Raw genomic sequence first — 20,682 nt, forward strand, 5'->3', positions numbered from 1 at the left:
TTCTCTGGAAAGCCACCAAAGCAATAGATGGGGAAACCGATGAAGGACGACAATCAGTCCGACTCGCATACGACGAATCCCGATCCGGCCGCGCCACCGCGCGGCCGGCACACGTCTGGTTCTGACCCAGAAGCATCACCCGGGCAGCCGGGGCAAACCGAACCCTCAACCCTGGATCGCGCCGAGGCTACCCTGACCCTGGTCAGCGCTTGGACCTCAAACCTGCAGACTCTGATGCGACTTGAGTTCGATCGTACTATGGCAGCGGGAAAGCGCATTGTGGGGCTCAGCCTGGTGCTGCTGCCGCTGGCGATTGCTTTCCTTTTAAGTCTCTGCGCTGGTGTCGGCCTGATCAGCTACTACTTCACCGACTCGCCCTATATCGGCTTTGTGGGTTTTCTATTAGCTCAGCTGCTGCTTCTGGCAGCCATTCTGCTCTACCAGAACCGACTTCGCTCCCTGCTGGGCTTTACGCAGACCAGGCAACAGGTGATGGAGGCGATCGACGATGTCCGTGAGACATTTAAATAAGCGTATTCAGGAATGCACTCGAGACATGGAGCGCCAGCGCCGCAGCGCGCTGAAACTGGTCAGGCAGGAGAAACAGAGTGCTCTAAAGCAGGTTGAGGAAATCCCGATGCCAGTATTACTGGGCATCGCCCTGGTCAGTGGATTTCTGGTGGAACGGCTCTGGCACTATCCGAATACCTCGCAATTAATTCGACTGGCCATCGCATACCGGGCTTTTTGACTTCCGGTATAGCCTTGTTTCCAAGCCTTGCAGCAAAGTGCAAAGTGACAGTGACTTTGCCAAAGTCCAGACACAAGAAAGCACGGCGAACCGTGCTTTCCTGTACTTCGCTGATGAAATTTTTCAGTTTTCCATCGCGACCTGCGCTTTTTTCATTTCCTCCAGACGACGATCGACCGTAGTGTAATCTCTGTCCTCACCCCACTCTCTTGAAGCGGCCTTTGCATAAGCTTTCTTTGCACCGGTAATATCACCATTCAAACGATGATTAAAACCGATGGTTTGGTATACGCCCTTCATTGCGGATTTTTCCGCTTTTTCTGTTGGGAATTCAAGTGCAGCCACGGTGGCGATATAATCATCCTCAGAAAGTTTGCCGGACAAATACATCACCTCACTTTCAAAATATGCGGCCCAGATCGATTTGTTTGCTTGCTGCCATTCGCGGTCACCGATGGTTCTGCGAATTTTCTGTAGCTGCTTGCTGGCCGCACTCTCTTTACCCAGCTCCCGCATTGCGTTATACCGCAAGAGCATGATTCGCGCATACCGAAGTGAGTTGGGATCGCCCATATCTGCGTTTTCTATCTCAGCGAGAAACTTTTCATATTCGCCATTATCATAGAGCCTGCTGAGGTATTCTTTATCGGTCACTGCGACAGTCATCGGCACTTCGTGAACATCAACGGCGCCGATCTCTACTTGTCCTGGCCCCGCAAGACCAGCTCCCATTCCAAGAAAACTGGCCTCTTCAGGCACCTGCAATACCATCTCTTTGCTCTGCCAATCACTGGTGCCGCGAATGGGCTCCACCCAGGTGCTATCCCATGTCAGCGTCTTACGCTCATCATCAAGCTGTTTCTGGGCATTGAAGAAAACAATGACCGACTGCTTGACATCAGTCGGCTTGAAGTCGACCTTCAGCCTGACCCTCTTGCCGAGAAATGGGGTCGCGTCAATGCGCTTTACGACTAACCCATGCTGGTCCATTCCAGCTTTATCGGACCGAATGACCAAACTTTTATCATCGATCTCACCGGCACGGGTGAATACACCCTTTGCACTGGCATCATAGATCCACTGGGAATATTCCCGCTTCCCTTCAAATGGCACAATTTCCACTGCTTTTTTATCAGCAGCAGCTATAGCTGCACTGCATAGCATCGCACTAACAATTACCGCAGATTTCAGAATATTCATATATTCCTCCTTGGTTTCCCGCGCTGACTCCATATCAGGCAGTACCGGGAGGCTACATAATCAAAAACATTCCAACAACACTCAGACGCCTATTTGACAGGTCGTGTAATAACGAAAAGAATAAGGCGTCAGTTACGCTCGGTTCAGTTCTGCTTCACCTGCCCCGATTCCCAAGCATGCCCCTCTTCTGACGTCTGAGCACAGATGAACCCTCCCAAAAGAGGAGGGTCGAGTAATGGATAGCTTGCGGGTATGAGCAGCCTGCAGGTCAATTAGGGGAGGTTTTCATTTTACTCCGGAGGTCAATAATAAACCGCCGCGCTCTCTTGAGCCGCGTGAGCAAGCCGCTTTCCTGCAGAAACACTGTGGTCGAATTAGCGAAGATATGTATCCACCTCGTGACTCTTGCGCGGGCCGATGAGCCATAGAAATCTACCAGAGCATCTTCCCGCCGCATGGTGCCGTAGAGTTCCTTGTAATCGTAATCACCGATGCCATAGTCAAGCCACCGGATGCCCTCTTCCTGTAGCCGCTCGATAACTCGGCGGAGTAGATAGGTTCCCGGTGCCAGCCTGCCGTATTCAGGCAGGAATGATGTCGCCAGCAGAGTGAAGGTTCCATCCACCACCGGGCCTACGATATAGGCAATCGGCTCCCCTTTGGCTTCCAGCAAATAGCCACGGAAATTACCATTCTCAGCGTGCATTCGGGATGTGGTTTTCCAGGTATCGTCATCCTGGACCCCCACCCCGATGCTCTTCTGATAGCTGGCAGAAACGATCCTGACCGCCATCTTCAAAAAGTCGGCAACCTCTTCCGGCGCTCGAACTTCTCGCACTTCAACTGAGCCATCAAACGCTTCAACCAGCTTGCGGTCTTTACGGCGGAAACCACTGCGAGTCTTTGATGAATTGGCTATGACAGGTTGTCCATTGCCATCAGTCAATTCGGTGAACCAGCGCGCTATTTTCAGCGGTTTAACGTTATTTGATCTTTCGAGACCATTCGAGAGCACTTTTCCGGTCTCTCCATCGGTGGGTAGCCGAAAGATGGAAATGCAGTCCACACTACCGCCCGCCAGCAAATCCTGCAGGTGATTCTTTTGCTCCAACGCAGTAGCCGCACTCAGCGCCTCAAAACCTCCCTCGGTAATATTCAGTGTACGAAGCTTCGGCGCGGGAACCCGCCATTTACCAATTTTGATAATTGGGCGCCTGACACTGAGACGGCCTATCAATATCCCGTCGGCAGCTCCTCCCTTTTTCCACAATGCCACGTACGGCATTTTTTCTCCGGCGACCTGGGTGAGAAATGGCAGGAAGAACTCGGCATTTGCCGTTGCCACTCTGGGTGGATCCGTAAGACCCAGACGTTCCCACGCCTGCATCAATTCCCGCGCCCCATCAAAAGTCATCTCAACGCTCAAACTGGGCCCCGACTTCTCTGTGACCTGCGTTGGTTCTTTAGCTTTGTCTGGTTCAGATAGGAAAGTTTGCTCTTCCATTTGGAATCCACTGGTCGATATGCGATTAGAGGGAGTGCCTACTCTGCTGCAGAATGGTTTCAGGCGCAGAAAGATTGCGGCGTAATAGTTTTAGGTAGGTACGTTTTTAGTCGATTCTGATGGAGAATCCTTTAGGAATACCAATATTCCCGCCAATATTCTGCCACTCGTCAGGAGGTCAATCTTCAGTCAACGCGAACGTGCGTATATTTCAACCTGACAGCTGAGGCTTGATACTCCGGATAAGTCCGCCGGATTAATTGGCGCCCTGTCCCCTCAATTGCCACATTGCGTTGATCTCACCCTGGCCGGCTCGCCGCCTCAATCGTATTTTGCACGCCTCCCTGGGAGCTCTGGTGAAGTTGGCATGTCTTGTCTCACCAGCGTGACCGCACTCACTACACTCGGCTGTGCACTGGGATTTTTTTCAAGACCATGGCATCCAACCCGCTCCCAATGCCCCAAAGGTTTTTTACGAGGTTTTCAGATGGAAGCGTCGATCGCCAGAGAACGCGCCGGCTATCCCGACAAGCACATTTCTGGCCAGGACCAAGTCATGCCGGAACTGGGAGAGGATGTCGAGTCGGCCCGAAGGCTGCTGGATGCCTGGGCTCTTGTCCAGCCCGATAGCGAGCCCTGTTCTGTCGATGCCCACCCCGACTTCTACTTACCTTTTCTCAATGCGCGGGAGGGTAAGAACTCGCCACAAGTGGTGCTCTGGCGTCAGGGTAGCGATGCCCGGGGCATCCTGGTCGGGCGACGTAGCCGGGGCCGGCACCAGCTCTCCATCGGCCCACTAAAGATTCCAATGCCGGAGCTCCGCCGCCTCGATATCACTTATGGCGGACTGGAATCAAAGGACGAACAGGTGGCGCAGCTGCAAGCCGACTATTTGCGCGAGCTGTTACAGTCGGGAACGGTAGACTGTATTTCCGTCCATCACCTGCCGGTGGACAGCGCCATTGGCGGCATACTCCAAGCCGGGCTGCGAATGCCTGGCGATGGCAGCCCCATTGTAAAAAAGCAGTGGTTCCTGCAACTAACAGATGACCAGAAGCAGCCCATTGTCACCAACTCCGCCAAGACCCGCAGCTCGCAAAGGCGACAGGACAGAAAACTCGAGAAGGCATTTTCCGGCACCGTGAAAATCCGCGAGGTTCGGGATCTGGATCAGGTGGGCAGGTTCATAGAAGCAGCGTCAGAAATCGGGGCAAAAAGCTATCAGGGAAGCCTCCGAATCGGGGTAACCGATTCCCGGCGCTGGCACACCCATCTCGGGGTACTGGCCGGCATCGGCTGCCTCCGGGCCTACGTGCTGGAAGCGCAGGACACGCCCATTGCCTATGCAGTGGGCTCCTACAAGCACCGCACTTATACCGGCATTGCCACTTCATTCCTCCCTGAGCACCGCAATCTGAGCCCCGGCGCCTACCTCAATCGCCGCGTGATCGAACACCTGCAGGCAGAGGGGGCTATGTGGCTCGATTTTGGCTTTGGCGATGCATCCTACAAGCAACTCCACGGCACCTGGCAACGGGAAATTGTCACGCTGCACCTGTACAGCCGTACTCCTGCTGCCCGTGTGGCCCGGGCACTGGATGCCTCGGTGAAGTGGGTGGATCACACCAGCCGTCGCATGCTGCATGAAAGCGGCCTGTACGAGCGGGCCCGAAAACTGATACGGCGCAGTGCCGAGCGCAATCGCTGAGGAGGCTCTCCCGCCGGGCGCACTCCATCACCGAGGTGCACACACTCTCCGTGAGGCGCAGCCGGCTTGGGACGAGACTGCGGCTTTCCGGTCACGGGCTGGTCGATTACAGTAGAGAGGCCACGATGCCCGAGGTACCGGAACCCGCCATGAGCCAGCCTTTCACTCCCCGTACCAGCCAAGCCGCAGAGCCGCCGACACAAGCAATCGCACCCATGCCGCCGGAAGAGGCGGCTGCGCAACTGGCAGAATTCATCGCCCAAAACCCGCGCCTGATGGTTCTCACCGGCGCGGGGGTAAGCACTGACTCCGGCATCCCCGACTACCGGGATGAGGACGGGGCCTGGAAGCGCAAACAACCTGTGCAGCACCAGGACTTCATGGGCAGCCTTGATACCCGCCGCCGCTACTGGGGCCGCAGCTTGATCGGCTGGCCGGTCATCCGGCACTCCAAACCGAACCCGGCCCACCACCATCTGGCAGAACTGGAACGGCGGGAGTCGACGGAGCTGCTGGTTACGCAAAATGTGGACCGCCTGCACCAGCGGGCGGGCAGCCAGCGGGTCGTCGACCTGCACGGCCGTGCCGACCAGATCCGCTGTATGGCCTGCGATTACCGCTGTGATCGCCAGCTGGTGCACGATCAGTGTTTCGACCTGAATCCGGATTTCCGCAAGTACCGGGCCACGGTGGCACCGGACGGGGATGCGGACCTGGAGGTGGATTTCAGCCGTTTCCGGATCTTCGACTGCCCCCGCTGCGGCGGCATCCTGAAACCGGACGTGGTGTTCTTTGGCGACAACGTGCCGTCTGCCCGGGTGCAGACGGCGCTGGATGCGCTGCGGGCCAGCGACGGGTTACTGGTGGTGGGCTCATCCCTGATGGTTTATTCCGGGTTCCGTTTCTGCCGCTATGCGCGCGAGTGGGGCAAGCCCATCGCAACACTGAATCTCGGGCGGACCCGTGCCGACGGCATGACTGACCTGAAACTGCATGCCCGCATTGGCGAGACTCTCTCAGCGGCACTGGCGCAGCTATAAACGCCGGCCCAACCCCGGGACCCACCCAATGCCCTCCGTGCTCTGAGCGCCGGTTGTCACGCTAGCGTGCCGGCAGAAAAGCACCGAAACCGGCTTCACTGCCCAACTCCGGTTGCAGCGCTTCATCCCGCACTGCCACGCGGCCGTTGATGACCACATGCCTGACGATGCCCGGGTTGCGGTTCACCAGCCGTTGCAGGCCGAAGTTTTCCATTTCGGCCCAGTGCACCTGCTCCAGATCCTGGCTCAGCCCGCTGGGATCCAGCACAACCAGGTCGGCGCGATCCCCCTCGCGGATTTTGCCGGCGCCCACACCAAACCAGTCGGCCTGATCCCCGGTGAGGCGCCAGACCGCCTGCTCCATCGACATGATCGGCCGACCTTCGTCGATAGATTCCTGCACCAGCTTCAGCAGGCGCAGGGGCAGGTTATAGAAGGCCATGTTTCGGATATGGGCGCCGGCATCACTGAAGGTGATCAGGGCGTGGCGGTCCCGCACCATTTTGCGCAGGACATTCTTGCGGTGGTTGGCGACGGTGGTGTACCAGCGCAGGCGGGTGCCGTATTCCACTACCAGGTCCAGGAACAGGTCCACCACGTGGATGCCCCGTTCCGCTGCTACCTCGGCAAAGTTCCTGCCGACCAGGCTTTTGTCGGGGCAGCCGATAATCTGTGCGTCACCAAAATCCCGCTGCCAGACCCGCGGGCTGAGTTTCTCGCCATAGAAGCGCCGAAACTCCCGCCGGTACTGCTCATCCTGCAGTAGCTCATTGCGCGCCACCGCGTCTTTCAGATCCAGCGCCATTTCGCCGGCACCAAATTCCTCGAAGAACACCACATCGATGCCGTCGGCATACACGGTAAATGGTGTCGGCAGCACCTGCCAGCGGAAGCTGCCGCGCAGGGCATTGGTCACTCTGGACGTCAACCGGGTGAGTAAATTCAGGTAGGCACTGCCCTTCAGGTCCATCTGGCTGATGAGCGTAGTTTTCAGCGGCCGCCGCAACCAGCCGATGCACTCACGCATGTACTGGGTAATCTGCAGCGGGCGGGCGGCATCCGGTGCACCCTGATGAACACGATTGTACTTGCGCACAAGGCGGTTCAGGCGCGACACCTCACGCCAGTGGGCATAAGTACTGGGCAGGCTCTTGGACCACTCGCGCTCGCCATCGACCTTGTCCCACTTGAGGCACATGGTGGAAAGACCGAGAAAGCCGCACTGCAGCGCCTCGGCCAGCTGGGCTTCCATTGCTTGTAGTTCAGCCTCGGTGGGCCGCACATTGCGATCCGTGGCCCGGCTCAGCCCCATGACACTGGCGCGCAGGTCACTGTGGCCCAGCAGGCTGATCACGTTGGGGCCCAGTGGCAGGGTAGCGAGGTGGTCGATCCACTCACGGGGCGAATGCCAGGACTTTTTCTCACGCAAGATTGGCAGCACTTTTTCCCGCGGTACGGTTTCCACCCGAGTGAAGATATCCGAGGCGTCCTCCGCCTCGCTGCACACCATGCTCAGGGAACAGCTGCCCACAAGCACCGTCGTCACACCGTGGCGAACCGATTCCGACAGGCTGGGGCTGACCAGCAGTTCTGCATCGTAGTGAGTGTGGGTATCCAGAAAGCCGGGCATCACCCATTGATCGCGGGCGTCGATGACCTCTCTCGCCTCACTGTGGTCAATCGTCTCCGCGGTCACCCGGGCAATGCGGCCATCCTTGATCGCGATATTTTGCACCGATGACGGCGCACCGGTGCCATCGAAGTATCGGCCACTCTCAATCAACACATCGTACTGTGCCATGGGTGCCTACCACGCAGTATTCGTTATTGTTTGTCGCTCAGCAGTCAGATTAAGAGGTTTCGACGGTGGGGAACAGAGATAAAAGCTGCCACTCTCCCCGACCAATCCTGCCGCAGGGTGCCAAGCGTGCCATATGAGGGTGTCCAACCGGACAAGAAAGAGGCAATGTTGCCATCCCGTCAGGCTGCTACCAATGTTCCGCAGTCAGAATTTAAGACAGTGTACAGGGAACAACGTTTCGAACCGTCGGGCACAGGACGTACCCGACGGGGCTCCACGGACGGATTCATGCGTTTTTGAAATGCCGGTCCAGGCAAGCTCTGTCGCCATTACTGGTATCCGGGCCCGGAGCGGACCGTCAGCTATCGCCCCCGTTTCTCTCCAGCTTGTCCTGGGTGCGGGTTTCGAAATCGCTGGCATCGTGGCGCTCGTGCAGCTGGGAGCTGGGCTCGCCCCAGGTGCGATTGACCATGCGCCCGCGCTGTACCGCCGGCCGCTGGGCTATCTCGTCGGTCCAGCGAATCACGTTCTTGTAGGTGTGCGCCTCGATGAATTCGGCTGCGTCGTAAACCTTGTCCTTCACCAATGCCCCATACCAGGGCCAGATGGCCATATCGGCAATGGTGTACTCGTGGCCGGCGATAAACTGGTGCTCCGCCAGCTGCCGGTCCAGCACGTCCAGCTGCCGTTTGATCTCCATGGTGTAGCGGTTGATGGGGTACTCGTACTTCTCCGGCGCGTAAGCGTAGAAGTGACCAAAGCCGCCACCCAGCAGCGGCGCGGCGCCCATCTGCCAGAAGAGCCAGTTCAGGGTCTCGGTGCGCTGTTCCGGGGTATGGGGCAGGAAGGCGCCGAACTTTTCCGCCAGGTAGAGCAGAATCGAGCCGGACTCGAACACCCGTATCGGCGGATGCGTGCTGCGGTCCACCATGGCCGGAATCTTGGAGTTGGGGTTCGCCTTCACGAAACCACTGCCGAACTGCTCCCCCTCGGTGATATCGATCAGGTGTGCGTCGTATTCGGCCCCTTCGTGCCCCAGAGCCAGTAGTTCTTCGAGCATCACCGTGACTTTGACACCATTGGGTGTGGCCAGGGAATAGAGCTGCAGGGGGTGCTTGCCCACCGGCAGATCTTTGTCATGGGTCGGACCGGCGACGGGCCGGTTGATGTTGGCAAATTTACCGCCGCTGTCCTTGTCCCACTTCCACACCTTTGGTGGCGTATAACTATCATCTGACATTTCGATGACTCCGAGGATCGATGAATGTCTGGCATCCTACGCTGATCGGGTACCAGTGGCTCAGTTTAATTTGAAAACTCAGCGGCTGCACTCCTTCAACCATATCATCCGGGCGCTCCTCGGAGGTTATCCGCTTTACTAGCCGCTAGCTGCGTCCTTTCCGGGCAGACTACTATTCCAGATATCCCGGTGCATTTTCCAGCCTGTGCTGGTTTTCTTCCATGTCACCAGGTATTTGCCGTCATCGAGAAGACCACCGTCAGGGCCGATCACTTTTGCACGACCGATTTCCACCGCAGTATCGCCCAGGCTCTCGACATTCTGGGTACTGAGCTCTACCCGAATACCGGCGTCCATCATCCCGCCGAACACCTGGCGCACTGCAGCTCTTCCCTCCAGCACCCCGGCATTGGGAGGAAGCAATCGGGTGTCTTCTGTATACATTTTTGCGAGCTTTTCAATATCTCCATCTTTAAAAGCTCCCATCCACTGCGTATTAGCCTGCTCAATTTCAGCCCGAACGTCTGCACCGGAATTTTCCTTCGGCGCACCACAGGCAGACAGAACAATTCCCAGAATTACTATCGCAAACAACCTCATAATCACTCCTCCATTGAATGAATAACCAAGGTTTAGCTCATCACCATCGATGATTCTTATGACTGCAGATCCCGACATCCTCATCACAGGCATTGTCTGCAGAGAACATGATTGAAAAAATTCAATTAGCAGCGCATGACAACATATCCCCCAGCCACCGACAACCCAACGGTAATCCGCTGTAATGGCGCAATGACACTACCGCCAAAGAGTCATCTGATATACGGAAAAGCGGAAATATCCAGATCAAGAAAACACGGGTAAACTTCGGCCCGATCACGCCAGGGACAACAAAGAACAGGAGAGTCGAATGCAGTATTTCGAGGGACTGAGACGCGTGCCGGGCCTGCCCAATGGTCGCGCCGCCTACAGTGATCGCATGGCCTATATCGGCGCGGAGCTGTCGCGACTCGTGTACGAGCCCTTTACACCCGATGCGAACCTCACGGCACTGTTACAGCAGCTCGGCAAAGCGAGCAGTGACATTGAGCGCAGGCAGTTGCTCTCTGCATGGAGCGCACGGCTGCAAAGCGGACACTGCGGCCTGGAGACCGGTATTCGCCAGATACTGATCGAGCATCATTTCGAGCCCATCAATTTTTACGATGTCAGCGAAACCCAGGCTTTATTGGCAAAGATGGATCTCGCCGGCCGCCCGGTGCTGGTGCTTTGTTTTCGCGGCACCGAGATGAATGCCTGGGATATTGTTACCGACCTGAAGTTTTCCCTGGAGCCTTTCGGTGAGCGCGGACGGGTGCACCGGGGCTTTCGGGAAGCCTTTGAGCGGGTGCGGGCCTCGATCGAAACCGATCTGCGCAAACAGGGCCAATTGCCATTGTTTATTTTCGGCCACAGCCTCGGTGGCGCTCTGGCCCAGATCTGCACCAAGGAACTGAACCACCGGGGCAACGGCGCCACTTACGTTTACGGCACTCCGCGTACCGGCGACCGCGCCTATTTCGAGCGAGTGAAGACCCCGATCTACCGCCTGGAGATTGGTGGCGACCCGGTCCCGCTGGTGCCCTTCGGGCACGGCCTCGGCCCAATACTCGCCCTTATGCGGTTGGTCCCGCTGAACGGCACCCTGCAGCTGGCCCGCTGGTTGCGGCGCAGAGTGCTGGGTTACAGCCATACCGGCTTTCGCGTCTTTATTCGCCATGCGCCCAACGAGCCGGATGAGCACAACCTGGGCTTTCGCAAAATGCAGGTGTCCTTCTCCGGCAATATCTTCTGGCGGGTACAACATATCTGGCGGGCCTGGCTGAGCGCTTTGCCAAATCCGCGCCAGATAACTGGCTTCCACTCCATCCGCCTCTACAGCGAGATGCTGCGCGCCCATATGCTGCGGCGCAACCTGGAGGATTTGTTGCCGGAAGCAGAGCAAGCCCCCGGGCGACGTTCAGTGGCACCGGCCAATGCAGCAGCCATCGAGGAGTCGGAACCCGCCTGACGCCCCGCCCGCCGGCCCCACCAATGCAGGGGCGGCGTGTTGAACCCCTTCTGCGAGTCACCGATAATAGCGCCCGGCCGGGCAGACCCCGCCCGGCAGGCCCCGCCGGGAGCGGGTGCTAGGCTGTTTCAGGCGCTCTTTTTCCGGCAGCGGGTACGATTGTTTCCCGCGCCGCCGCTGTACTGCCGAGCCGCGAGGCCCAAACCGGACCACTTATGACCGAATTCGCCGTCATCCTGCTCAGTACCATCCTCGTCAACAACTATGTGTTGGTGCAGTTCCTGGGCCTGTGTCCGTTTATGGGGGTTTCCAACAAGCTGGAAACCGCCGTGGGCATGGCTGGCGCCACCACTTTTGTGCTGACCCTGGCTTCCATCTGCTCCTACCTGGTCAACACCTACCTGCTGGAACCCAACGGCATCGAATACCTGCGCACCATCTCCTTTATCATGGTGATTGCCGTGGTGGTGCAGTTCGCGCGCATGTTCATCGAGAAGACCAGCCCGCTGATGCACCGGGTGCTGGGGGTCTTCCTGCCGCTGATCACCACCAATTGTGCGGTGCTGGGCGTGGCCCTGCAGAACACCATCAAGGCCCACAATTTTGTCCAGTCGACCCTGTATGGTTTCGGCGCGGCGGTGGGTTTCTCCCTGGTGCTGATCCTGTTCTCCGCCATTCGCGAGCGCCTGTTTGCCGCCGATGTGCCGACGCCATTCCGCGGCGCCGCTATCGGTATGATTACCGCCGGCCTGATGTCCCTGGCCTTTATGGGCTTCAGCGGACTGGTATAGGGAGGGCGCACGATGCTGGAATGGTTTGCTGCAATCTCGACCCCGCTGATGGTACTGGGCGGCATGGCCCTGGCCTTTGGCGCCCTGCTGGGCTTTGCGGCAGTGCGCTTTCGCGTCGAGGGCGACCCACTGGTTGAGCAGGTGGATGCCCTGTTGCCCCAGACCCAGTGCGGCCAGTGCGGCTACCCGGGCTGCCGCCCCTACGCCGAGGCCATCGTCAACGGCGACACCATCAACAAGTGCCCCCCCGGCGGCCAGGCGACTATCAACGAGCTGGCCAACCTGCTGGATATGGAGCCGATGCCGCTGGACGCCGAGCACGGCGTGGAAGACGTCAAGAAAGTGGCATTTATCCGCGAGGCGGAGTGCATCGGCTGCACCAAGTGCATCCAGGCCTGCCCGGTGGATGCCATCGTCGGTGCGGCCAAGTATATGCATACCGTGATCGTGGACGAGTGCACCGGCTGCGACCTGTGCGTCGAACCATGCCCGGTGGACTGTATCGATATGGTGCCTCTGGAAACTTCCCTGCAGGACTGGCACCCGGAAATCCCGGAGGACGGGGTGAAGCTGATCGCTTCCGACCGGCGTGATATTGCCCGCAGCGACAACAAGAGGGACGCAGCTTGAGCCCTGAACAGGAAACCACCCAGCGGAACGACCGTCGCAGCAGTGCCGAAGAGCGCCGCGCCGCCCGCGAGGCGCAACTGATCGCCAGCGAGCACCAGCGCGCGCTGAAACCAAATGATTTCCCCGGCGGCATTCACCCGCCGGAGAACAAGCACCAGTCCACCGGCGAACCCATCGGCACCATTCCCCTGGCCGAGAACCTGTTTGTGCCACTGGTGCAGCATGTGGGCACCACCGCGTTGCCGCTGGTCAAGCTGGGGGACCGGGTGCTGAAAGGCCAGAAGATCGGCGAAGCGGACGGACTGATCAGTTGCGCCGTGCACGCCCCGAGCTCGGGCACAGTGGTTGCCCTGGAACCGGTCCCGGTGCCCCACCCTTCCGCCATGCCGGTAGACGGCGTCGTCATCCGCACCGACGGCAAGGAGGAGTGGTGCGAGCTGCAGCCATGCGAGGATTTCCGCAAAGTGGCGCCGGTGGATTTGCTGGAGAAGATCCGCGAGTGCGGCATTGCCGGGATGGGTGGTGCGGGCTTCCCCACCGCCGTGAAACTGGATCCCCACAGCGGTACCGAGATCGACACGCTGATCATCAACGGCACCGAGTGCGAGCCGTACATTACCGCCGATGATATGCAGATGCGCGAGCGCGCCCCGGAGATCATTGCCGGGGTCGAAATCCTCGCCTATGTCCTCGGCGAACCCGAGCGAGTGCTGATCGGTATCGAAGACAATAAGCCGGAAGCCATCGAGGCCATGCGCAAGGCCGCCGAGGGCACCCGCTTCGATATTGTTGTCTACCCGACCAAGTACCCGTCCGGTGGCGAAAAGCAGCTGATCCAGATCCTCACCGGCCGCGAGGTTCCCAACAAGGGGCTGCCCGCCAATGTGGGCATCATCTGCCACAACACCGGCACTGCCCGCGCCGTCTACCGTGCGGTGCGGTTCGGCGAGCCGATGATCAGCCGCGTCACCACCGTGGTTGGCGAGGCGCTGGAACGACAGCGCAACATCGACGTGCCGCTCGGCACCCCCATCCGCCACATACTCAAACATCACGGCGCGCACCGCGGCCTGATGCAGCGGATCATTCACGGCGGCCCGATGATGGGCTTTACGCTCGAGGACGACAGCGCGCCGGTGATCAAAACCACCACCTGTATCCTGGTACCCACCGACAAGGAATTGCCGCCTCCGCCGCCGGCACAGGCCTGTATCCGCTGTGGTTTCTGTGCCGAGGTATGCCCGGCATCCCTGCTGCCGCAACAGCTGTACTGGTATGCCCGCATCGAGGATCGGGAAAAACTGCAGGCCTACAACCTGTTCGACTGCATCGAGTGCGGTGCCTGTTCCTACGTCTGCCCCAGCAGCATTCCGCTGGTGCAGTACTACCGCGCCGCCAAGGGCGATATCCGTATCGCGGAAGAGGAAAAGGAAAAGTCCGATCGCGCCCGGGAGCGCTTCGAGTTCCGCAAGCTGCGCCTGGAAAAAGCCGAACAGGAAAAAGAAGCCAAGCGCAAAGCGCGCCGCGAGGCCGCCGAGCAGGCCCGCAAGCAGCGGGAACAAAACGCCGAGGCGCCGGAAGCAAAAGCCGCCAAGCAGGAGGCGGACGTGGTGGCCGCCGCCCTGGCGCGGGTCAAGGCCAAGCAGGCCTCCCCGGAACAGCAACTGGCCAGGGCACAGCGCTCCCTGACCAGCGCCGAGCATCGTGTCGAGCGCCTGCAGGGCAAACTCGCCGAAGCCCCCGAGGATCAGCGGGACCAGCTGGCGGCACAACTCAAGGCAGCCCAGATCAAGGCCGACGAGGCCAGGCAGAAACTGGCCAGGGCCGAGGACGCCGCCCGCAAGAGCCCCTCGCCCCCTTCAGCCGTGGATGACGCCGCCGATGTGCAGAGCGGCACCGCCGCGCCGGTGCCCGGGGCCAGCAAGGACAAGGCACAGAGTGCCATCGAGCGGGCCAAAGCCGCTGCGGCAGCCCGGGCCAGCATGAGCGATGAAGACAAGCTTGCAGCGGAACTGGAGGCCCTGAAAGCGCGGGTCGCCAAGGCGGAGGCACGATTGCAGAAGGCTCGCGACGAAGACGACGCTAATGTGGATGCTTTCGCCACCGCGCTGGAGAAAATGCAGAGCAAACTGGAACAGAAAATGCGCGAGCAGAATGATCACGGCGGGGAAAACTGATGGCCCTGATGCGCATGTCCTCCCCCCACGCCCGTGCCGGCGACCGTACTGCCCAGGTCATGCTGCAGGTGGCGGTGGCCGCCATCCCCGGCGTGCTGGCACTGGTGGTGTATTTCGGCATCGGCGTGCTGATCAACATCGCCCTCTGTACCGTTACCGCCCTGCTGTGCGAGGCGGGCGTCATGAAGTTGCGCGGGCGCCCGGTGGCTTTCTACCTGAAAGACTACAGTGCCTTCGTCACCGCCCTGCTGCTGGGTATCGCCCTGCCGCCCTACTGTGCCTGGTGGCTGCCCGTGGTGGGGAGCGCTGCGGCCATTATCCTTTCCAAGCAACTCTATGGCGGCATCGGCTACAACCCGTTCAACCCGGCGATGGTGGGCTACGTGGTATTGCTGATCAGCTTCCCGGTGGAGATGACCCGCTGGGTCGGCCCCGGCGAACTGATCATGGGCTCACCGAGTTTCAGTGAGGCCTTTGCGCTGGTGTTCGGTAACTACAGCATCGACGGCTTCACCCGCGCCACACCACTGGAGATTGTGCGGCTGAATCAGTCGGTGCTGCTGTCTCAACTCTACGAAGCCGAGCCCATGCTGGCACAGGGCAATATCGCCGGCTTCGGCTGGGAGGCGGTCAATGCGGGCTTCCTGGTGGGCGGCCTCTACCTGCTCTATCGCGGCTTCATCACCTGGCACGCACCAGTGGGTATGCTGGCGGCCATAACAGTCCTGTCGCTCCTTTTTTACGATAGCGGCAGCAGCCTGAGTGAGGGCTCACCAATCCTGCACCTCTTCTCCGGCGCCACCATGCTGGGAGCCTTCTTTATCATCACCGATCCGGTGAGCGGCGCCACCAGTAATAAAGGGCGGCTGATCTTCGGCATCGGCGTCGGCATCATTACCTATATCATCCGCGCCTGGGGCAGCTACCCCGATGCCGTTGCCTTTGCCGTGCTGCTGATGAACTTTGCCGCGCCCACCATCGACAACTACACCCTGCCGCGCACCTACGGCCACAAGGCGCCGCGCAAGGCCACCGATGTGGAGGAGCAGTGATGCTGAAGCGCTCCATCACCACCAATGCCGTGGTACTCACCCTGTTCGCACTGGTCACCGCCGGCACCCTGGCGGTGACCCAGATCACCACCAAGGAGCCCATCGAGCGCGCCATTCGCAAGGCCGAAGCCCGCGCGCTGCTGGAGATCATCCCGCTGGACCGCCACAGCAACGACCTGCTGGTGGACACCTACCCGATCCCGAAAAGCTACTGGAACCAGCTGGGCCTGAAACAGGGCGGTGATATCAATCTGGCGCGGGAGGAAGACGGCACCATCACGGCAGTGATCATCCCCAGCGTGACCTACGAGGGCTATGGCGGGCCAATCTCATTGCTGGTAGGCGTGAACCGGGACGGTACCGTCGCCGGTGTTCGTGTGACCGAGCACACCGAGACCCCGGGTCTGGGCGACAAAATAGAAATCAAAAAGAGCGACTGGATTACCACCTTCAACGGCAAGTCGCTGCAGAACCCGCCCGCGGCACAGTGGGAAGTACAGAAAGATGGCGGCGCCTTCGACCAGTTCTCCGGCGCCACCATTACGCCCAGGGCCATCGTCAACCAGGTGCAGTCGGTGCTGGAGTTCGTTATCTCCCACAAGGAATCGCTTTTCTCGGCCCCCGTCTCCAAGCGGGCCGTTGAGGTAGAGCAGCCAGAAGCGGAAACCCGGACACAGGAGCAGTAGTCATGGCCACTCCCAGCTACGGCGAGATCAGTCGCAACGGCCTCTGGAACAACAACCCGGCCCTGGTACAGCTGCTCGGGCTGTGCCCGCTGCTCGCGGTCACCGGCACCGTGGTCAACGCCATCGGCCTGGGGCTGGCCACCATTGCCGTACTCACCTGCTCCAACCTGGCGGTGTCACTGGTCCGTCACCAGATGCCGGATACAGTGCGACTGCCCGCTTCGGTGATGATCATCGCTACCTTCGTCACCTGCACGGAACTGCTGATGAAGGCCTTTACCTACGAGCTGTACCTGGTACTGGGCATTTTTATTCCGCTGATCGTCACCAACTGCGCCATCCTCGGTCGTGCGGACGCCTTCGCCAGCAAAAACCCGGTGCTGCCGTCGATCGTGGACGGCTTCACCATGGGGCTGGGCTTCACTGCCGTGCTGATCACCATCGGCGCAGTGCGCGAGGTGCTGGGACAGGGCACCCTGTTTGCGGATATGGACCTGCTGCTGGGCCCCATGGCTGCCGACTGGGGCATCAATGTACTGGGTGCAAATTACCCCGGCTTCCTGGTCGCAGTGCTGCCCCCCGGCGCCTTCCTGGTCACCGGCCTGCTGATCGCCGCCAAGAATGCCATTGATGCGGGTATCGAGCGCCGGCGCAGCCAGCAGGTGAAAATCGTGCCCGGTGCCAAGCGGGTGCGCACCACCGGCAAGATTACCTGAGCAGAGGCGGGACCCAGCCCTGCCCTGGGCTCTTTCCCCAGGGCTTTCCCACCGTTTTCCCACCAACCGCCTCGCCTGCTGTAATGGCGCGTAATGGATTTGGCGCGTTTCTTCACCAGGCTCACCTAGTTATTCAGGCCCATTCCGCTAGAATAACTCCCCCCGCACGCGGCACTGGCGTGCCAGTTGCCGCCAAGCCATGACTGCGTGTCCAAGCCCTCAGCGAACAATAACAACAGGGATCCAACCATGACCACCGAGACTGGAGTGCCAGAACTCGTCTACCAGGGCCGCCGCGCCCAGCGTGCCGACAGCCGCCAGCGCCGCAGGGCCATCCTAGAGGCCACACTGCGCCTGATCGTCAAGGAAGGTATCCGCGGTATCCGCCACCGCGCCGTCGCCCGCGAGGCATCGGTGCCACTGGCCGCCACCACCTACTATTTCAAAGACCTGAACGACCTGATCAGCGACGCCTTCACTTACTTCGTGGAACAGGGCCTCGAGCACACGCGCCGCCTCCAGCAGGACAGCTTCGCCGCCGCGCGTAAACTGAGCGAGGAGGAGCGCAGCTCGGAGGCCGGCCGCAAGCTCCTGACCCAGCAGCTGACCCGCTTTATCCTCTCCCACGTGCGCTCACAGGCCGGCAACCGGGATTTCCGCCTGATCGAACTGGCCTTCCGCAACGAGGCCCTGCGCAACGAACAACTGACCCGGGCCATCCGCATGGCCAACCAGGCGGCGGAATCCATGATCCGGGAGTTTTTCGAACTGCTGGATCTGGCCGACTCCCGGGCCGCCGCCCAGATCGTGCATGGCACCATCCTGCACCTTGAGTATCAAATTCTTTGCGGTGCCGTGGCCATCGACTCACCACTGCTGGAGCGCACCGTCACCATGATGATCCGGGGATTGATCCCCGCCACAACCAGCGCCGCGCAACCAGTCACACTCGACTGAGACGCAACAGGTTTCCAGCCTCGCGCGGTTTTGCGAGCCTTCTGTTCTCGCACACACCCATTACCGCGACAGGCTAGGCTGAAGGTAACGTTGTCTGGGAACGTGCTTCAGCAGTGACAAAGCGCCAACTCCTCTTACTGCCCCTGATTGCCGCCCTGTTGCTCACAGTGGGCGGTTGTGACCGGCCGCAAACCCGGCAGCAACCGGAGGTTGAGGTTGCCGACCCGATACCTGCCGGCGACCCGGCGGGGCCGGCTGTGGGCACCCTGGGTGGTCGCGAGGTCACACCGCTGGAGCTTTTCGACAACTACACCGAAACCGGGGACCTGCCGGCGATCAAAGAGCGTGGCAAGCTACGCCTGCTGGTGGACCCCAGCCGCACAGCCGCACTCCCTCGCCAGGCCACCCAGCAGGATGTGGAGATCGATCAGGCCCGCCATATGGCCCAGCGCCTGGGATTGGAACTGCTGGTCTTACAGGTGGAAACATTTGATGAGTTGATCGAGCGCCTGAACGCCGGTGAGGGTGATCTCATCGCCAACAACCTGCTCATCACTGAGGAGCGGCGCCAGTTGGTGGACTTCTCCGAGCCTACCGCCGAAACACGGATAGTGCTTGTTTCTGCGGCGGGCACCGCCGATGTGCGGGAAGGAGAAAAGCTAGAAGGAAAAACTCTGGTGGTCACCCGGGGAACGGCCTTCGAGCCCGTGGCACGCAAGTTCGCCGATGCACACCCGGGACTTAAAGTAGAAGTCCAGGACACTAACTACATCGATCTGCTGATGGATGTGGCCGATGGCAAAGCAGACTTCACCATCGTCGACCAACTGGCCCTGGAGCTGGCCCAGCAATTCCGCGACGATCTCAAAACCAACTCTGAGTTTCCCCAAGAGCAGCAGCTGGCGTGGGCCATTCGCAAGAATTCCCCAGAACTACTGCAGGCCATCAATAAGCAGGTGCGGGAGATCCGCCTCACCCAGCCGGGTCGGCGCTCCATAGGGGATCTGGCAGATATACAAAAGCGGGGCGTACTGCGCGCCGTCACCCGAAACCACCCGGGCACCTACTTTATGTGGCGCGGTCAGATCCTCGGCTTTGAATTCAACCTGCTGGAAAATTTTGCCAACTCCCTGGGCGTGCGCCTGGACATCATCGTGGCGGAAAAACAGGAAGACTTCGTCCGCATGCTGCGCGATGGTGACGTGGATATCTCTGCGAGCCTTCTGGCAATCACCAAGAGCCGCCAGGCCGCGGATATGGCCTTTTCAAACCCCTATCTGGAGAGTACGCCCGGTATCGTCGCGCGGGAGGATGACAAGCTCTCCAGCATCCAGGATCTCGCCGGTCGCACGGTGTGTGTCCGCGCAGCCAGCAGCCAGTTCGAGGCTGCTCAGGAACTGAAGAAAGAGATCCCTGCGATCAAGTTGGAAGAAGTCCCCGGTGAACTGGATATCCAGCAAGTCATCGACAGGGTTGCGGAGGAGGAATGTGACCTCGCCATCGCCGACGAGATTTCTGTCAGGCTGGAGCAGGCATGGCGGGAAGGGATCGCATTCGCCCTGGCGCTGCCGCGGGATAAGAGCCGCTACGCCTGGATGGTGCGCAAATCCAATCCGGAGTTGCTCAAGGCCATCAATGACTTCTTTGCCAAACCATCCACCGACGACAAGTTGCCTGAGCTCTATGAGCGCTACTTTAACAATCCCAAGCGCAGCCGCACAGAGATCGAGGAACTGGGCCGCAAGGGGGAGATCTCCCCTTTTGATGACATCGTGCGACGCTATGCGGAAAAGTTCGGTTTCGATTGGCGGCCGATTGTGGCCCAGATGTACCAGGAGAGTAATTTCGATCCAAAGGCCAAGTCCTGGGTGGGCGCCCGCGGCCTGATGCAGGTGATGCCCGATACCGGCAAGCAGGTTGGGGAAACGGACCTTTTCGGCCCGGAGGCCAGTATTCGCGCCGGTATCAAGTACATGCGCTGGTTGCACGACAAGTTTGATGACAAAGGCATCAACCCGGAAAACCAGCTGTGGTTCACCCTCGCCTCTTACAATGCCGGTCTCGGCCATGTGTACGATGCCCAGGATCTGGCAGAAGAGAAAGGCTGGGACCGCAGAGTCTGGTTCGAAAATGTAGAGCGCGCCCTGTTGCTTCTCTCGGAACCCGAGTTTTACCAGCACGCGCGCTATGGCTATGCACGGGGGCAGGAACCGATGGATTATGTGCGCAAGATTGAGGCACGCTTCCGCCACTTTGTCGCCCTGCTGGATGCCTTACAGAGAGAGCAGGCGGACACATCAGCGGTGGGTATTCCTCCCCCCATGACCGCCAACTGGCAAAGTCGAAAGATCAGCTCCAGCTGATCTGTGACTAGACTGT

Annotated in this window: 18 protein-coding genes; 13 read left to right on the forward strand and 5 right to left on the reverse strand. The window is 59.7% G+C overall.

The features are described from left to right. Window positions 1-39: 39 nt before the first annotated feature. Window positions 40-531 (forward strand): hypothetical protein, encoded by a 492-nt coding sequence (locus tag AWR36_RS12430; RefSeq protein ID WP_067085409.1) that lies wholly within the window; start codon window positions 40-42, stop codon window positions 529-531. 25 nt (window positions 532-556) lie between these two features. Further along, window positions 557-751, forward strand: coding sequence for a hypothetical protein (locus tag AWR36_RS12435; RefSeq protein WP_067085411.1), 195 nt, complete (start codon window positions 557-559; stop codon window positions 749-751). Window positions 752-874: 123 nt separating this feature from the next. On the opposite strand, the gene AWR36_RS12440 is transcribed toward AWR36_RS12435, so the two are convergent. Both AWR36_RS12440 and AWR36_RS12445 read right to left on the reverse strand, forming a co-directional pair. Beyond that, complete coding sequence (locus AWR36_RS12440) at window positions 875-1,951, reverse strand: hypothetical protein (RefSeq protein WP_067085412.1); 1,077 nt, start codon at window positions 1,949-1,951, stop codon at window positions 875-877. Between the two features lie 268 nt (window positions 1,952-2,219). Beyond that, window positions 2,220-3,455, reverse strand: coding sequence for a GNAT family N-acetyltransferase (locus tag AWR36_RS12445; protein ID WP_067085414.1), 1,236 nt, complete (start codon window positions 3,453-3,455; stop codon window positions 2,220-2,222). 487 nt (window positions 3,456-3,942) lie between these two features. On the opposite strand from AWR36_RS12445, the gene AWR36_RS12450 reads away from it, so the two are divergent. Then, window positions 3,943-5,163 carry a GNAT family N-acetyltransferase gene (locus tag AWR36_RS12450; RefSeq protein ID WP_067085416.1) on the forward strand — a complete coding sequence of 407 codons (1,221 nt, stop codon included), beginning with the start codon at window positions 3,943-3,945 and terminating at the stop codon, window positions 5,161-5,163. A 149-nt stretch (window positions 5,164-5,312) separates the two neighbouring features. After that, entirely contained in the window at window positions 5,313-6,203 is an 891-nt protein-coding gene (locus AWR36_RS12455; RefSeq protein WP_096866662.1) for an NAD-dependent protein deacetylase, read from the forward strand. Window positions 6,204-6,264: 61 nt separating this feature from the next. Here AWR36_RS12455 and AWR36_RS12460 read toward each other — a convergent pair whose 3' ends face one another. The 3 genes from AWR36_RS12460 to AWR36_RS12470 form a co-directional block, all read right to left on the reverse strand. Next, entirely contained in the window at window positions 6,265-8,004 is a 1,740-nt protein-coding gene (locus AWR36_RS12460) for an N-acyl-D-amino-acid deacylase family protein (RefSeq protein WP_067085420.1), read from the reverse strand. Window positions 8,005-8,362: 358 nt separating this feature from the next. After that, window positions 8,363-9,244: a glutathione-dependent disulfide-bond oxidoreductase gene (gene yghU, locus AWR36_RS12465; RefSeq protein WP_067085422.1), complete on the reverse strand. Its 882-nt coding sequence runs from the start codon at window positions 9,242-9,244 to the stop codon at window positions 8,363-8,365. Between the two features lie 138 nt (window positions 9,245-9,382). Beyond that, complete coding sequence (locus AWR36_RS12470; protein ID WP_176491140.1) at window positions 9,383-9,922, reverse strand: YybH family protein; 540 nt, start codon at window positions 9,920-9,922, stop codon at window positions 9,383-9,385. 232 nt (window positions 9,923-10,154) lie between these two features. On the opposite strand from AWR36_RS12470, the gene AWR36_RS12475 reads away from it, so the two are divergent. The 9 genes from AWR36_RS12475 to AWR36_RS12515 all read left to right on the forward strand — a co-directional run bounded on the left by AWR36_RS12475 (window position 10,155) and on the right by AWR36_RS12515 (window position 20,666). Beyond that, window positions 10,155-11,294 (forward strand): lipase family protein, encoded by a 1,140-nt coding sequence (locus AWR36_RS12475; RefSeq protein WP_067085427.1) that lies wholly within the window; start codon window positions 10,155-10,157, stop codon window positions 11,292-11,294. Window positions 11,295-11,509: 215 nt separating this feature from the next. After that, on the forward strand, window positions 11,510-12,085 hold the full coding sequence (gene rsxA, locus AWR36_RS12480; protein WP_067085429.1) for an electron transport complex subunit RsxA: 576 nt from the start codon (window positions 11,510-11,512) through the stop codon (window positions 12,083-12,085). Window positions 12,086-12,097: 12 nt separating this feature from the next. Continuing rightward, window positions 12,098-12,715: an electron transport complex subunit RsxB gene (gene rsxB / locus AWR36_RS12485; protein ID WP_067085431.1), complete on the forward strand. Its 618-nt coding sequence runs from the start codon at window positions 12,098-12,100 to the stop codon at window positions 12,713-12,715. A 77-nt stretch (window positions 12,716-12,792) separates the two neighbouring features. Beyond that, window positions 12,793-14,892 (forward strand): electron transport complex subunit RsxC, encoded by a 2,100-nt coding sequence (rsxC, locus tag AWR36_RS12490; protein ID WP_408630939.1) that lies wholly within the window; start codon window positions 12,793-12,795, stop codon window positions 14,890-14,892. Further along, the gene (rsxD, locus tag AWR36_RS12495) at window positions 14,892-15,944 is read left to right on the forward strand and encodes an electron transport complex subunit RsxD (RefSeq protein ID WP_067085433.1); all 1,053 of its coding nucleotides are present in this window, start codon (window positions 14,892-14,894) and stop codon (window positions 15,942-15,944) included. Before rsxC ends, rsxD begins: the two co-directional genes overlap by 1 nt. Further along, a complete protein-coding gene (gene rsxG, locus AWR36_RS12500; RefSeq protein WP_067085435.1) occupies window positions 15,944-16,630 on the forward strand; it encodes an electron transport complex subunit RsxG in 687 nt (228 codons plus the stop codon). The genes rsxD and rsxG overlap by 1 nt, the downstream gene beginning before the upstream one ends. Window positions 16,631-16,632: 2 nt before the next feature. After that, a complete protein-coding gene (locus AWR36_RS12505) occupies window positions 16,633-17,346 on the forward strand; it encodes an electron transport complex subunit E (RefSeq protein ID WP_067085437.1) in 714 nt (237 codons plus the stop codon). Window positions 17,347-17,595: 249 nt separating this feature from the next. Further along, window positions 17,596-18,303 carry a TetR/AcrR family transcriptional regulator gene (locus AWR36_RS12510; protein WP_067085440.1) on the forward strand — a complete coding sequence of 236 codons (708 nt, stop codon included), beginning with the start codon at window positions 17,596-17,598 and terminating at the stop codon, window positions 18,301-18,303. Between the two features lie 113 nt (window positions 18,304-18,416). Beyond that, entirely contained in the window at window positions 18,417-20,666 is a 2,250-nt protein-coding gene (locus tag AWR36_RS12515; RefSeq protein WP_067085442.1) for an MltF family protein, read from the forward strand. Window positions 20,667-20,682 lie beyond the last annotated feature (16 nt).

Origin of the sequence: Microbulbifer flavimaris, assembly GCF_001641755.2 — a bacterium.
Lineage (GTDB): Bacteria > Pseudomonadota > Gammaproteobacteria > Pseudomonadales > Cellvibrionaceae > Microbulbifer > Microbulbifer flavimaris.